The 13868-nt window shown below is 71.4% G+C and carries 13 protein-coding genes; 3 read left to right on the forward strand and 10 right to left on the reverse strand.

Annotated features, from left to right (window positions below):
- Positions 1–14 precede the first annotated feature (14 nt).
- From ABD987_RS13400 to ABD987_RS13420, 5 genes are read right to left on the reverse strand one after another with little or no spacing between them, the layout of a single operon-like run.
- The gene (locus ABD987_RS13400) at positions 15–1214 is read right to left on the reverse strand and encodes a cytochrome P450 (RefSeq protein WP_345391493.1); all 1200 of its coding nucleotides are present in this window, start codon (positions 1212–1214) and stop codon (positions 15–17) included.
- Positions 1215–1219: 5 nt separating this feature from the next.
- On the reverse strand, positions 1220–2407 hold the full coding sequence (locus ABD987_RS13405; RefSeq protein WP_345391496.1) for a cytochrome P450: 1188 nt from the start codon (positions 2405–2407) through the stop codon (positions 1220–1222).
- A gap of 27 nt (positions 2408–2434) precedes the next feature.
- Positions 2435–3250 (reverse strand): class I SAM-dependent methyltransferase, encoded by an 816-nt coding sequence (locus ABD987_RS13410; protein WP_345391499.1) that lies wholly within the window; start codon positions 3248–3250, stop codon positions 2435–2437.
- A complete protein-coding gene (locus tag ABD987_RS13415; RefSeq protein WP_345391502.1) occupies positions 3247–6285 on the reverse strand; it encodes an amino acid adenylation domain-containing protein in 3039 nt (1012 codons plus the stop codon). Before ABD987_RS13415 ends, ABD987_RS13410 begins: the two co-directional genes overlap by 4 nt.
- Positions 6286–6345: 60 nt before the next feature.
- Positions 6346–6807 carry a pyridoxamine 5'-phosphate oxidase family protein gene (locus ABD987_RS13420; protein ID WP_345391505.1) on the reverse strand — a complete coding sequence of 154 codons (462 nt, stop codon included), beginning with the start codon at positions 6805–6807 and terminating at the stop codon, positions 6346–6348.
- 751 nt (positions 6808–7558) lie between these two features.
- Between ABD987_RS13420 and ABD987_RS13425 the strand changes: the two genes are divergently transcribed.
- Positions 7559–8152 carry a YbhB/YbcL family Raf kinase inhibitor-like protein gene (locus ABD987_RS13425; protein ID WP_345391507.1) on the forward strand — a complete coding sequence of 198 codons (594 nt, stop codon included), beginning with the start codon at positions 7559–7561 and terminating at the stop codon, positions 8150–8152.
- A 129-nt stretch (positions 8153–8281) separates the two neighbouring features.
- Here the strand turns inward: ABD987_RS13425 and ABD987_RS13430 are convergent, their stop codons facing one another.
- A complete protein-coding gene (locus ABD987_RS13430) occupies positions 8282–8848 on the reverse strand; it encodes an EF-hand domain-containing protein (protein ID WP_345391510.1) in 567 nt (188 codons plus the stop codon).
- A gap of 229 nt (positions 8849–9077) precedes the next feature.
- On the reverse strand, positions 9078–10043 hold the full coding sequence (locus ABD987_RS13435; RefSeq protein WP_345391513.1) for a GlxA family transcriptional regulator: 966 nt from the start codon (positions 10041–10043) through the stop codon (positions 9078–9080).
- A gap of 71 nt (positions 10044–10114) precedes the next feature.
- On the opposite strand from ABD987_RS13435, the gene ABD987_RS13440 reads away from it, so the two are divergent.
- Together ABD987_RS13440 and ABD987_RS13445 are read left to right on the forward strand one after the other, a co-directional pair.
- On the forward strand, positions 10115–10789 hold the full coding sequence (locus ABD987_RS13440) for an HD domain-containing protein (protein WP_345391516.1): 675 nt from the start codon (positions 10115–10117) through the stop codon (positions 10787–10789).
- A 69-nt stretch (positions 10790–10858) separates the two neighbouring features.
- Complete coding sequence (locus ABD987_RS13445; RefSeq protein WP_345391519.1) at positions 10859–11281, forward strand: RidA family protein; 423 nt, start codon at positions 10859–10861, stop codon at positions 11279–11281.
- Positions 11282–11344: 63 nt separating this feature from the next.
- On the opposite strand, the gene ABD987_RS13450 is transcribed toward ABD987_RS13445, so the two are convergent.
- The 3 genes from ABD987_RS13450 to ABD987_RS13460 all read right to left on the reverse strand — a co-directional run bounded on the left by ABD987_RS13450 (position 11345) and on the right by ABD987_RS13460 (position 13798).
- A complete protein-coding gene (locus ABD987_RS13450; RefSeq protein WP_345391522.1) occupies positions 11345–12310 on the reverse strand; it encodes a ketopantoate reductase family protein in 966 nt (321 codons plus the stop codon).
- Between the two features lie 60 nt (positions 12311–12370).
- Positions 12371–12754 carry a DUF6328 family protein gene (locus ABD987_RS13455; protein ID WP_345391525.1) on the reverse strand — a complete coding sequence of 128 codons (384 nt, stop codon included), beginning with the start codon at positions 12752–12754 and terminating at the stop codon, positions 12371–12373.
- 87 nt (positions 12755–12841) lie between these two features.
- The gene (locus ABD987_RS13460; RefSeq protein WP_345391528.1) at positions 12842–13798 is read right to left on the reverse strand and encodes a LysR family transcriptional regulator; all 957 of its coding nucleotides are present in this window, start codon (positions 13796–13798) and stop codon (positions 12842–12844) included.
- Between the last annotated feature and the right edge of the window lie 70 nt (positions 13799–13868).

Consider the following 13868-nt stretch of genomic DNA (forward strand, 5'->3'; position numbering starts at 1 on the left):
GCGACCCGGCGTGGTCACCATCCGACGGGCAGGGTGAGCGGGGACTTCGCGGGTGACTCGTCGTCCCAGGACGGCGGGTTGTCCTCGCGCAGGCACAGGGCGGGGAAGCGGTCCAGCACGGCGCCGAGGGCGACGGCCAGCTCGGCCCGCGCCAGATGCGCGCCGAAACAGTTGTGCGCGCCCCGGCCGAACATGGTGTGCGGGTTGACCGCGCGGGCGAGGTCCAGCCGGTCGGGATCGGGGAACACCCGTTCGTCGCGGTTCGCCGCGGCGAGCACCGGCAGCACGGCCTCGCCCGCGCGGATCGTGTGCCCGCGCAGCACGATGTCCTCGGTGGCGAGCAGCACCACGACGCCGTTCATCACCGGGAGGTAGCGCAGCAGTTCCTCGACGGCGGTCGGCAGCAGATCGCGGTCGTCACGCAGTCGCGCGTACTGGCCGGGTTCGGTGAGCAGGGTGAACACCGCGCCCGCCAGGAACATGGTCGTCGTCCGATACCCGGCGACCAGCATCGAGAGCCCGAAGCTGACCACGGTCTCCTCGGTGAGCGCGCCGCTGTCGCACTCCCGGACGAGGTGGGTGAGGACGTCGGCGGCGGGCTCACGGCGTTTCCGCTCGATCAGCGTGGTGACGAAGGCACGCAGCCGGCTCGTGCTCCGGCGACCTTCCGCCAACGTCTTGAGGGCGCCGAGCGCGGCGTCGGCCAGCGGCAGGAAGTACTCCCGTTCCGCGTACGGGATCCCGACGAGATCGCACATCACCAGCAGTGGGAAGGGTTCTGCGAACCCGGCCACCAGATCACCCGGCGGCCCGCCCTCGGCGAAGGAGTCCAGCAGGCCGTCGGCGAGCCGGCGCATCCTCGGTGTGTAGCGCCGGATCGTCCCGGCGCCGAACGCGTCGGTGAGCGCGCGGCGCACGGCCAGGTGCGACGGCCCGTCCAGCTCCATGACGGTGATCAGGCCCGGCCCCTCCCCCGGTTCGGTCGGAGCGGGCCACGCGGTGATGCTGGGCCGGACGAGCCGCCGGTCGGCGATCACCTGCTTGACCTCCTCGTAGCCGGTGACGTACCAGGCGGTCACCTCCCCCATCTCCGGTGGCATCCGCACCCTGGCGACCGGGCATTCCCGGCGCAGCCGGGGGTATTCGCCCGGTGGCCCGAGGCGGCCCGGCGGGGCCAGCGGCAGGTCGATGACCGGGGGAGGTTCCGTGTCCATCCCGGTCACCACCCGACCGGCAGCGTGAGCGGCGTGCGGTTCGGGGCCTCGTCGTCCCATCGCGGTTCCTGACCGTCCACAAGGGACAGACTGGGGAACGCGTCGAGCAACGCGCCGAGCCCGACGGTCAGTTGGGCCCGCGCCAGGTGCGCGCCGAGGCAGTTGTGCGGGCCCCTGCCGAAGGCGAGGTGCGGGTTGACCGGGCGGCCCAGATCGAGCCCGTCGGAGGTGGTGAACACGGTCTCGTCGCGGTTGGCGGCGGCCAGCACCGGCAGTACCGCGTCGTCCTTGGCGATGGTGTGGCCGTGCAGCGAGATGTCCTCGGTGGCGACCAGGATGACGAAGTTGTTCATCAGCGGGACGAAACGCAGCAGCTCTTCGACGGCGGTGGGCAGCAGGTCACGGTCGTCGCGCAGCCTGGCGTACTTGCCGGGCGTGGTCAGCAGCGCGTACACCGAGTTCGCCAGGAACATGGCACTGGTCCCGAAACCGACGGTCAGCATGGAAAGTCCGAAGACCACGAGGTCCTCATAGGACAATCGGCCCGCCTGCCATTCGCCGATCAGGTGACTCAGGACGTCCCGGCCCGGTTCACGCCGTTTGCGCGCGATCAGCCCGGCGAGGTAGTCGCGGAGGAGATCGGCCGTCCGGTCCGCCTCCGCCGGGGTCACCATCGTGCTCAGCCCTTCCTCGATCACGGGCAGGAACCGGTCGCGCTCCTCGGGCGGGATACCGACGAGGTCGCACAACACCAGCAGCGGGAAGGGATCGGTGAACCCGGCGACGAGATCGCCGCCGGGTTCACCGTCGCCGCGCAGGCGCGCCAGGAGGTCGTCGGCGATCCCCCGGATGCGCGGCACCCGGCCCCGGATCGCCCCCGCGCCGAAGGCCTCGGCCACCGCCCGGCGCAGGGCGGTGTGCCGCGGCCCGTCCAGCTCCGCCATGGTGATCAGGCCCGGTTCCGCGCCGGCCGAACGGTCCGGCCAGTCGTTGATGGTCGGCCGGATCAGCCGCGGGTCCGCGACGAGCTCGCGGACGTCCTGGTACCGCGTGACGTACCAGGCGGTCGCGCCCAGATCCATCCGCACCCTCGCCACCGGGCAGTGCGCCCGCAGCGCGGCGAACTCGGCGGGCGGCCCCATCGTTCCCGGTGGCGGGACGGGGAAATCGATGATCGGCGGGATGTTCTCCACGACGTTCGTCCTCCCTCTCGGTGCGGGTCAGCCGGTGGTCAGCCGGAGCACGGCCAGATAGCTGGGCGCGGTCAGGGAGCACGCGGCGTCCGCCGGGGGATCCCACGGCAGGCCGCGGTCCATCGCCTCGAACTGCCGCGGTGTCAGCGGGTGGACGCGCGCGGTCTCCTCGTGGTGCCGGACCTGATCGACGGTCCAGCCGGTCCCCTCCAGCACCGCGGGCAGTTCGGCGGCGGGCAGCCCGACGTTCGTCCCGCTCCACTCGCTCCACCCGGTCAGCGTTCCCTCGTGCTGCACGCGCATCCGGTACGGCCGCGCGCTTTCCCCCGCCTCGGTCGACATCATGGTGCCGACGACGCGGGCCCCCGGCTCGGCCGCCTCGGTGAACCGGTCCAGCGTGCTGCCGTGCTCGTCCGCGATCCGCAGCAGGTGCAACCCGCCTCCGGCCAGCAGGAACGTGTCGAACCGGCCGAGATCCGGCGGCAACGCCGGGAGACGGCCGCACCGGGCGTCCACCCCGCGCCGCCGTGCCACCCCGACCGCGTCCCACGACGGTTCGAGTCCGACGACTTCGTGCCCCGCCTTGGCGACCTGGACCGCGTGCCGTCCCGCGCCGCAGCCGACGTCGAGCACCCTGCCCCGCGCGAGTTCGCAGGCGAGGACGTCGGTGTGCCACCACCGTTCCGGCGGGGCGAAGTAGTTCGCCACGTCCTCGGCGAACCCGTCGCCGCCGGCGTCCTGGTAGATCATCCGGACCGCCCCGGGGCGCGGCCCCGCCTGTTCGGCCCGGTGGTAGGCGTATCCGTACAGATCGGTCAGCGACCAGGCCTGCCGCGTGGTCACGACCGCTCCCCCTTCCGGTCCGGGCGGTCGAGGTAGCCGGTGCGGTGGAAGTACTCCAGGTACCGGTCCAGCAGCGCGGTGTCCACCGGCGGGCAGACCAGGCCGCTGCCCGCCAGGTCCCGTTCGGCGTTGGCGCGGTCCAGTGCCGGGAAGGTGCCCTCGAAGTACATTTCCTTGACCGTCAGGTCGGCCTTGTTGCCGCGGTCGACGCACAGCGAGACGAACGGCGCGGTCGCGCTCGTCGGATTCTCCGCGACGTGCCGGAGCAGTTCGCCGACCCACCGGTGGTAGGGCAGCTCGGTGATCCGGTGCCCGGCCGCCCGCATCCGGTCGAGCATGTCGGCCAGGCGTGCCGGACGGGGGTTGGTCAGGTGGTAGGCGCGGCCGGTGGCCGGGTGGCGGGTGGCGAGGTGCACGACGGCCGCCGCGAGGTAGTCGACCGGCACGAAGTCCATGGGCAGCGGAATGTCCGGTGCGAGACCGGTTTCGGCGACGGTGCGGAAGAGCGAGCAGATCGCGGTCTCGGTGTTGCAGGCGCCGGTCCGCCGGTCCCCGGTGACCTCGTAGGGCCGGTGGATCGCGACCGGGACACCGTGCGCGGCCGCCTCCTGGAGCAGCTTTTCGGCCACCCACTTGCTTTCCGCGTAGCCCATGGTCAACCGGTCGGCGTGCGCGAGCGGCCGGTCCTCGGCGACGTGGCGGACGCCCGCGGTGCCGAATCCCGCGAGCACGGCGATGGTGGACAGGAAGTGCACGGGGACCCGTCTCGGCGCGGCAAGGCCCACCACCTCCCGGGTGCCGTCGACGTTGACCGCGCGCAGCGCTTCGTAGGGGTAGAGGAAGTTCACCTGCGCGGCCGCGTGGAAGACGAGGTCGAGCACGTCCGACAGTTCCGTGGCGTGCCCGGGTGCCAGGCCGAGACCGGGACTGGCCAGATCGGCGGGGAAACAGACGAGCCTGCCGGTGTCCGGCGGGGTGAGCCCGAAACGGGCGAGCGCGCCGAGCACGCGGCCACGCGCGGCCGCCCGGTCGCGCGCGCGGACCGGGCAGTGCACCCGCGCGGTGGTGGTGCGCAGCAGCCGGTCGAGCAGGAACGCGCCGACGAACCCGGAGGCGCCGGTGACCAGCACCTCACGGGGATCCCGCCATCGGGGTTCGGGGCCGCGCGCGGCGGGCACGGGAAACCCCAGCCGTCCCTCCGCCTCGAAGTCCACAGTGGACGAATCGGCGCCGCCGGTATGGACCTCGGCGACCACGTCCGCGAATCCTCGCAGAGTGGGCGCGCGCAGCAGGCCGCGGATCAGCGCGCTGCTGTGCCGGGCGTCGATCGCCAGCGTGGTGACGCTGCGGGTGACCGTTTCCGCGGCGAGCAGGGAATCCCCGCCGAGATCGTAGAAGTCGTCGTCGGGAGCGGGACGGACGCGCAGCACCGTGTGCCAGATGCCGGCCAGCACGTCCGTCAGGGCACTGCCGGTACCGGTCGTGGCGGCGGGTTCGGGCGCGGACAGCGCGCGCAGCGCCCGGCGGTCGATCTTGCCTGCCTCCGTGACGGGGAAGGTGTCCACGGAGATCAGCCGGGCGGGCACCACCGCGGCGGGCAGCCACGAAGCCAGCTCACGGCGGACGCGGTCGAGAGGGATCGCCCGGCCCGGCTCGGCGGGGACGAGGTAACCGGTGAGCACGCCCCGGTCGAGGTCGGCCACCGCCTCGCCGACGTGCCGGTCGGCACGCAGCCGCGCCTCGACCTCGTCCAGTTCCACGCGGTGGCCGCGCAGCTTGATCTGCCGGTCCGCACGCGCCCGGTACTCCAGTTGCCCGGTGGGCAGCCAGACCGCGCGGTCCCCGGTGCGGTACCGGCGTTCGCCGTGCTCGGTGGTGACGAACCGCCGTCCGGTCAGCGCCGGGTCGCCGGGGTAGCCGAGGGCGAGCCCGTCACCGCCGACGAGGAGGTCGCCCTCCTCGCCGACCCCGGCCGGGGCGCCGTCGGCACGCACCAGGTGCGCGCTGGAGTTCTCCAGCGGTCGCCCGATCGGCACCGTCCTCGCCTGGGGCGGCAGGTCCCACACCAGATGCGCGGTGGAGACCACGCTGTTCTCGGTGGGGCCGTAGAAGTTGACCACCGTGGTGTCCGGGCAGGCCGTCAGCACCGCCCTGGTCAGTTCCGGGTCCATCGCCTCGCCGCCCGCCGAGGCGAATCGCAGGGTACGCAGCGCCGCGGGGCGGGTGCGGGCGATGTGGTGGAAGATCCCGGTGGTCAGGTAGGCGATCGAAACCCGCTCCGCCACGAGCCGGGCCTCCAGCTCGACCGGGGAAAGCAGCTCCGCCCGGTCGACGATCACCAGGCAGGCACCGGCGAGCAGCGCCGACCAGATTTCGATGGTGGAGGCGTCCGAGGAGAGCCCGTAGGCGTGCAGCACGCGTTCACCGCGTCGCGGGCGCTGGGTGACCAGATCGGAGAACGCCAGGCGGAGGACGCCGCGATGCGGGATCGCCACCGGCTTCGGCCGTCCGGTGCTGCCCGAGGTGAACATGACGTAGGCGCACTCCGTGGCCGCCGTCGCGATCCGGCGGAACCCGGCGGGGGCCGCGTCCGGGACGGCGGCGAACTCGACGCGCGCGCGGATCCGGCGGATCCGGCAGACCGCGCCGGGCAGGGTGAGCACGGTGTGCAGTCCGGCCTCCTCGGCCATGGCCTGCAGACGTCTCGGTGGCGCACCGTCGTCCAGCGGTACATACGCGGCCCCCGCCTTCAGCACCCCGAGGAAGGCCACCAGCGCCTCCAGCGAGCGGGAACCGAGCACGCCGACGGTGTCGCCGGGCCGGACGCCGAGGTCGAGCAGGCGGGCCGCCACGGCGTCGGAGCGCCGGGCGATGTCGCCGTAGGTGAGGCTCCGCCCGGCGTGCACGGCCGCGGTCGCGCGGGGCCGGAGGGCGGCCTGATCGTCGAAAACCTCTTGCAGGCACCGGTTCCGCGGGTACGGGGCCGATACCCTGTTCCCCCATTCCGCGGTGCGGGGCACCGTGTCCACAGACATAAGCGGGTTCTCCTCGTCCAGTGCGCGGCTGGGCATGGGTGGCCGGGCGCGGGCGGATGGTCAGTCCCGCCCGTCGAACTCCTCGGCGAACGCCGAGAAATCGGCGGTACGCCAGCGTCGCGGGCGCATCCGCACCGCGACGTCGTCGGTCAGCTGGTTCCGGTTGGCGGCCAGGTACGCCGAAGCCGTCTCCTCGTCGAGGTACCGGTGGGCGAGCCACGCGCGGAATTCGGCGGGCACCGGGTCCTCGACGGACACCACCGGCCCCTCGGCACTGACGTACCGGTAGGGCGCGGATTCGTCCTGCGCACACAGGCTGAACCGGCCCGCGGCGCGGATCAGGCGCGCCTTGACCGTGTCCCGCCCGATCTCCACCGTGAGCAGACCGCCGGGCTCGTAGCCGTACCAGACCGGCACGAGCAGCGGCGCGCTGCGGCCACGGGGATCGGTCACCCCCAGTACGGCGACGTGGGTACCGGCGAGAAACTTCTCCCGGTCCCGTACGGACATGGCGAGATCCATCACGGCCACCTTGCCTTGGAAAAGATCGTCGAGAATGGTTCGGCCACGTTGCCCAGCTGACTGATCCCCACGCTAGGAATCGGCACGATAGTTGTCAACGACAAGGAGAGAATTCACGCGGTCGACGCAACGAGCCCGACTGCTTTTCATTTTCGACCGGGTCGGCAACAGCATTTCGGAAAAGGTACCGGTACCCGCTTCCACCAACTGGTCCCACCAGGACGGCCACCCCAGGATGTGTTAATTCCGTTGTCCCTGAAGGTAAATCTGTGCGGCAGCGCACAAGGCGAAGGTGGCCGAGCCTGGCCCCGTGGCCACTTTTCGGTCGATATACCCGACTCGACGTGTCCACCCGTCCCATCCCGTGAAACCGGACGACAACGCCCGGCCTCGTCCCGGAAAACAACGCGCGAACCCTTCGGCAGTCTCGTTTTCCGGACACCTCGCCATGACATTTCTGGCGACCGACAGGCCCGGCGCGTGACACTGTCGTGCCCTGCTGGTGGACGAGTTGCCGGACTGGCTTCCGGGATGGTGCGCGGACCGGCTCGGCGCCGAGCCGGTCGAGGTGCTGTTCGAGCGGTGGCCGGTCTCGATGCCGGATTCCCGTGCCCGCGGCCGCCGGCCCCCGCGTATGGCCCTCTTGACGGGAAACGTGGTACTCACCACCGGTACCGGGACCGCCCGCGCCGGTTCCAGCGCACACTTTGCCCACGGAAGGACAAAAGAGACCACCATCCGGGAGCCTCCAGTGAAAAGCACGAGAATCGCGCTCCTCGCCCTGCTCGTCACCTGTGCCACCGGCCTGACCCCCGCCGCCGCTTCGCCGGGCACGCCGGGATCCCCGGCAAGCCGGAACGCGTTCACCCTGTCCAGCACCGCGTTCGCCGACGGCGCCCTGATCCCCAAGGTCCACGAGTGCAGCAGCAGCGGCGACGGCGACCCCGGCAAGAAGAACGAGTCCCCGCCGCTGGCCTGGTCCGGCGCCCCCGCCGCGGCCAAGAGCTACGCGATCGTCATGCGCGACCTGTCCAACAACAACCTCATCCACTGGGTCATCTACGACATCCCGGCCGCCACGGCCTCGCTCCCCCAGAACGTCGACCACGCCTACCAGCCGTCGATCCCGGCGGGCGCCAGGCAGGTCTACTACCGGGGGAGCGCCAGCCTGTTCGGGTACCAGGGACCGTGCTCGCCCTCGACGGTCAACACCTACGAGTTCGTCGTCCACGCGCTCGACAAGGCGACGCTCAGCACCCTGAACTCGTCCTCGTCGACCCGGACCGCCGCCAACGTCATCAGCGCGGCGACGATCGCGACGGCACGGCTCCGCGGCCTGTCGTAGTCCTGCGGCGAACGGGTGAACCCGCCCCGGACACCCGTCACGGACCCGTCCGGCGCGTGTCTCCCCAGTGCCTGCCCCGCTCCTCCCCTCCCCGGCGGGGCGGGCCCTTGCCCACGGGCGCCGCCGTCGTCATCCGGCCGTCGGCGGGCGCCCCATCCACCAGTTGCCCGGCGCCTCCGGGTCCGCGCTCGTCCAGAACTCGATGATCGCGTCGATGAACTCCTCGGCGGTCAGGCTCCGGTCGCCGTCGCGGTCCAGGTGCGCGAACGCCTCCGCGGCCTCGTTTTCGGTCAGGTCCGGAACATGGCCCCGCAGGAACACCAGGTATTCGTCGGGGCTGATCCGGCCGTCGCCGTCGGAGTCAACGAGGGAAACGAACGTCTCGGCCAGCGCGCCGACGGTGGCCCTGGCGGCGGCCGGGTCGTCGGCGAGGGTCCGGGTCGATTCCACGAACCGCTCGCGAGTAATCGCCGTCTCGCCGCCGGGAACGTAGGGCAGGTGCAGCTCACGCCAGATCTTCAGATAGGCGTCGATGATCTTCCGTTCGGCCGGCGCGCCCAGCGCGTAGCCGAGGAACGCGGCGATGCGCTGCCCCGCCACCACGTGATCGTTTTCGGTGAGCCGCCCGTCCCCGTCCGCGTCCAGCCGGTCGAATCCGTGACCGATCTTGGTGGCCAGAAAATCGGATGTCGTCACGAAAATCCCCTCCCCGAACCTCGCCGAAACAGGCACAGCACGACGATAGCCGCAGGCGAACACCGTCCCCGTCACCCAAAAGAGTTTCGCCACTAGGACGATCAGTCGACACCGTGCACGCACGGCACCCGCCGGACACTCCCCAGGGAAGTCAATGTCCACTGAGGACAGACGGTCACCTGGCCGTCCGCTGACCGTCTAAAAAGGACATCGACGGCAAGGGCGCGGGCTACCGGGCCGGTTCCGGTTCTCGCGGGTCACTCGCGCGCTGGAAGGTACGCCGGTAGGCGGTGGGCGTGGTGTCGAGCGCGCGCCGGAAGTGCAGGCGCAGGTTGGCGGCCGTGCCCAGCCCGCAGTCGCGCGCCACCCGGTCCACCGGGCGCCCGGTGGTCTCCAGCAGTTCCCGTGCCCGGCCCAGCCGGGCGTTGAGCAGCCACCGCAGCGGGGTCGTGCCGGTTTCCTCGGTGAACCGGCGGATGAAGGTGCGCTGGGAGAGGCCGGCGTGGCGGGCGAGCAGGCGCAGGGTGAGTGGCTCGGCGAGCCGCTCCAGCGCCCAGCCGCGGGTGGCGGAGAGCGAGGCGTCTCCGGCCACCGCGACGGGCGCCGGTACGTACTGGGCCTGCCCGCCGTCGCGGTGCGGGGCGGCGACCAGCCCGCGTGCGATCCGGTTGGCCACCACCGCGCCCAGGTCGCGGCGCACGATGTGCAGGCACAGGTCGATGCCGCAGCACACCCCGGCCGAGGTGAGCACGTCCCCTTCGTCGACGTAGAGCACGTCGCGATCGACCGTCACCTCGGGGAAGTCCCGTTCGAGTTCGTCGATGTGCTGCCAGTGCGTGGTGGCGTGCAGACCGTCGAGCACGCCCGCCGCGGCGAGCGCGAAGGCGCCGGTGCAGATCGACACCACCCGTTTGCCCCGGTCGCGGGCTTCGGCCAGCGCGCCGAGCACGGCGTCCGGCAGCCGGGGGATCGGCTCGGCCCCCGGGACGATCACGGTGTCGGCGGCGGACAGCTGTGCCAGGCCCGCGTCGGCGGTCAGGGAGAACCCCGCGGTGGTGGCCACGGTCGCGTCGAGCGCGCACAGGGTCATCTCGTAGGGCGTTTCCGGACGCGCGGAGAAGATCTGCGCCGGGATCGCCAAGTCGAGCGGGATGACCCCGTCCAGCGCCAGTACCGCGACTCGATGCACTGCCATGGCAAGATCCTAGCGAAAAGAGGCAAAATTGCCTATCGCCAGGTCAGGGCAGTTACGGCCACGCTGAAAACATGACCGGACCTACCCACAAGACGGCTGCCGACCCGATCACGCCGCCCGGCACACCGCTCGCCGAAGCCATCGTGAACCTCATCCGGCCGGTGGAGACGCCGTCGGTGTTCAACCACAGCATCCGCAGTTACCTGTTCGCCCGGCTGGTGGCCGGGCGGCTCGGTCTGGCCGCCGGCCGCGACTACGAGGACGACCTGCTGTTCGCCGCGTGCGCGATGCATGACCTCGGCCTCGCGTCCGACGGCGCGCACCGGCAGCGGTTCGAGGTCGAGGGCGCCGACCGGGCCGCCGGATTCCTCACCGAACGCGGCGTGCCCGCGTCCGACGCCGACCAGGTGTGGCAGGCCATCGCCCTGCACACCTCCCCCGGCATCGCGGAACGCCGCGGCACGCTGTGTGCGCTCGTCCGCGAAGGCGTCGGCCTCGACTTCGGTGGCACGTTGGGATCCGCTCACCTCGACGCGATCACCGACGAGCAGGCCGAGGCCATGCACGCCGCGTATCCCCGGCTGGACATGGTCGGCTCGCTGACCGACGCGATCGTCGCGCAGGCCGCGAAGGCCCCGGCGAACGCGCCCCACTACACGATTCCCGGCGAGTTCCTCCGCGAACGCGAGACCTACGGCCGGACCCGGCTGGAGCACGCCTGCCGCGACTCCCGCTGGGGCGGCTGAACGACGCGCACCGGCGCCGACGGCCCGGCCGCGAATCTCGGACCACACCACGGAAAGGTGAAGCACCCCATGACCATCCACACCGTCGAGATCCCCGAGAGCTCCAAAGTCTTCGGGGAAACCAGGAGCGCCTTCGAGCGCTTCGGCTATTCCGCCGCGGTCCGCGCGAACGGGCTGCTGTTCATCGCCGGCACGATCGGCCGCCGCGCCGACGGGACCATCGCCGACACCATCGAAGAGCAGACCGAAATCGCCATCGGGCGCATCGAGGAGATCCTCCGGCTGGAGGATCTCGACCTGTCCGCCCTCGTCGACGTGACCAGCTACCACGTCGACATCCACCGGCACCTGCCCGGCTTCAGCGAAGCCAAGCGGCGCCTGGTCAAACCCCCTTACCCGGCCTGGTCGCTGATCGGCGTCAGCGGTCTGGCCAGCCCGGGGCTCCTGGTCGAGATCCGCGCGACCGCCGCCTACCCCGGCACGGACCGCTAGACCGTCCGGTACCGCTCCTCGTCATCGCCGAAATTTCCCGCGCCGTGGATGTCGATCGGCGGTTCAGGCTCGGCCCGTCCCCGCACGGGCGAAGTTCGGCTCCGCCGCTTCCAGTCGCGGTACCGAGATGCAGAGCCGTCGTGCTTCGGCGAGGGTGTCCCGGCAGACCGCACGCGGCTCCTCGGCACCGGGGTCGGAGTGCGCCTGCATACTCACGCGCAGGGCCGGGACATGCGCGGTCAGCCAGGCGAGCGCGGGGGCCATCAGCCAGGTGGGCACCCGGAACAACAGCACACCGCCCCGGTGACGACGCAGGTCGATGCCGCGTGCCTCGAGGAGCGGCAGCAGTTCGCGGCCGGTCAGCAGCGCCTCGCGCAGATCGCCCGTCGCCCCGACCAGATCGGCCAGGGAACCCCGCCGCAGGCCCTGCGAGAACAGGCCGGCATCCGACACAAAATGGACCCACAGCCAGCCACGGAGGTCAGGCTGCTCCTTGATCCGGAGCCCGGCCTCACGAAACGCCTCACGCACGGCCCGCTCCCGGTCGGTCGGCGGCTGGCCGAGGGTGCCGAAGATGACCGACGGAAGCAACATCCCCCGGAGCACGCCGTCCGTGCCGAAACCGCCACCGGCCTGGGGAAAACCCCAGGCGACCCGATCGAGCGGGAGATCACCGATCGCGGCCGACGGCTCGGCCCAGAGGTTGCCGAAGACCAGCACCGTGGCCTGGCCGACACGCGAGGACAGGAAGGCCGTCGCCTCCGCGAGGCGGTGATGCGGCACGCTGAGCACGATCAGGTCGAAGTCGTGGTCCGATCCCAGCGTCTCGCGGTAGCGCACCGGCCATCGCCGCTCGACGCGCCACCCCCACACCCGCCGCCGCGTGTCGAGCAGATCGAGATCCACCGCGTCCCCGTACGTCGCCGCGCGACCGGGGCGGACGTAGAACTCGACCTCATGTCCCGCCTGCTCCAGGGCCCAGCCGTAGACCGTGGCGATCACGCCACGGCCGAACATCAGAATCTTCACACTGCACCTCGCGGGATCCGACACAATTTGGAGATCATCTCCACTTTCAAAATATGGAGATCACCTCCATTTGTCAACGCGCGAGAGCGCCTGACCTCCGACAGCGGGCAGCCACCGAGCCAAGACCGCCGAGCAGCGCAGAGAGCCCGCCCGCGCCGGTACCGCGGAACGCCGTCGTCGAACACCGAGGACCAGCGCGCCGACGTACACGCGCCGTTCGAACTCGCTCAGCGTCGCGAACCTCGGCGTGAAAGCGACCGTCAGCAAGAACGCGAGCAACAACCGCACGCCGGTCTGCGCCACCGACATCTCCCGCGGGATCTCCGCGTAGTCGCGGTCCAGCCGCTGGGCGGGCGTCTCCCGGCGCGCCACGAAGTTCCACTGGTCATGCGCATCCGGCTGCTCAACCCGCTGCGGTCGATCCAGGTACGTGCCCTGGGACACGGTGCGGCCAAGGCGAAGGCGTTCCAGAGAGGGTCAACGGATTCGTTGCCGTAGCGGTGGCGCTCGCCGGCGCGTCGGACGCACCGGTCAGGACACGTCGAGCGGCGGTCGCCGCTCGACGGCAGCCGGGTGCCGGGCGAGGAGTTCGTCGAGCCGGGTGCCGACGTCGGGGCAGTTCTGCCTTACCACCGAAAGAAATGCCGCGAGAACCGGCGAGGAGTCGGTCGCCCGGAACGACATTCGCAGATCAGGCAACCGGAACCGGGGCTCCACGTCGCAGAACCAGATGTCGTCGCGGGCGACGAGCCGCATCCGGTCAGGCCCGAGCCCGACCCCGGCGGAGCATGCGGCGAGTCCGGCGATCGTGTGGATGTCGCGCGCTTTCGCGGCGCCGTCGAGTACGGTCGGATCCGCCTCGAACAGCGACCTCAGGTACGAACCGGCCGCGTCCGCGCTGACCACGAGCGGCTGCCGGGCCAGTTGTTCGACGGTGACGGACGGGCTCCCGGCGAAGGGATGCGCCGTGGAGACCGCGGCCACCAGGTGGTCCGCGCCGATGGGCACGACGACCAGATCCTCCGCACCGCGGCCGCGAAGGCTGCCCCGCACCACCGCGACGTCCAGCTCGCCGGCGAGCAGGGCGGCCGACGCGGCGGGACTGTCCAGTTCCTGCATCGTGAGCCGGACCTCCGGATGGGCTCGGCGGAAGCGGCCGATCACTCCCGGCAGCGGGTCGAGCAGCGCGGATCCGATGAACCCGATCCGCAGCCGCCCGGTCTCCCCGCGCGCCGCCCGGCCAGCGTCGACCCGGGCAAGGCTCATCTCGGCGAGCGCGCTGCGCGCCCTGGCGAGGAAGGCCGTTCCGGCCGCGGTGGGGAAAACGCCGCGCGTCGTGCGGTCGAACAGCCGCTCGCCGACCTCCCGTTCGAGTGCGGCGATCTGGGTCGAAAGCGGCGGCTGGGCGATGCCGAGCGACGCGGCTGCGCGGCCGAAGTGCTGATGCTCGGCGAGCGCCAGGGCATAGCGAAGATGACGAGCTTCCACGCAGCGATGATACGTCCGAAGTATCACGAAGGCGCTCGTCAGATATCGCGGTAGATGACGTGGGATCCGT

Origin of the sequence: Amycolatopsis samaneae, assembly GCF_039541975.1 — a bacterium.
In the GTDB taxonomy this organism is placed as follows: domain Bacteria; phylum Actinomycetota; class Actinomycetes; order Mycobacteriales; family Pseudonocardiaceae; genus Amycolatopsis; species Amycolatopsis samaneae.

What these genes read in the sequence shown, in the direction of transcription:
- ABD987_RS13400 (WP_345391493.1), bottom strand. Translation starts at nt 1,214, where the DNA reads ATGGACACGGAACCTCCCCCGGTCATCGACCTGCCGCTGGCCCCGCCG.
- ABD987_RS13415 (WP_345391502.1), bottom strand. Translation starts at nt 6,285, where the DNA reads ATGTCTGTGGACACGGTGCCCCGCACCGCGGAATGGGGGAACAGGGTA.
- ABD987_RS13420 (WP_345391505.1), bottom strand. Translation starts at nt 6,807, where the DNA reads ATGGATCTCGCCATGTCCGTACGGGACCGGGAGAAGTTTCTCGCCGGT.
- ABD987_RS13435 (WP_345391513.1), bottom strand. Translation starts at nt 10,043, where the DNA reads ATGGCAGTGCATCGAGTCGCGGTACTGGCGCTGGACGGGGTCATCCCG.
- ABD987_RS13440 (WP_345391516.1), top strand. Translation starts at nt 10,115, where the DNA reads ATGACCGGACCTACCCACAAGACGGCTGCCGACCCGATCACGCCGCCC.
- ABD987_RS13445 (WP_345391519.1), top strand. Translation starts at nt 10,859, where the DNA reads ATGACCATCCACACCGTCGAGATCCCCGAGAGCTCCAAAGTCTTCGGG.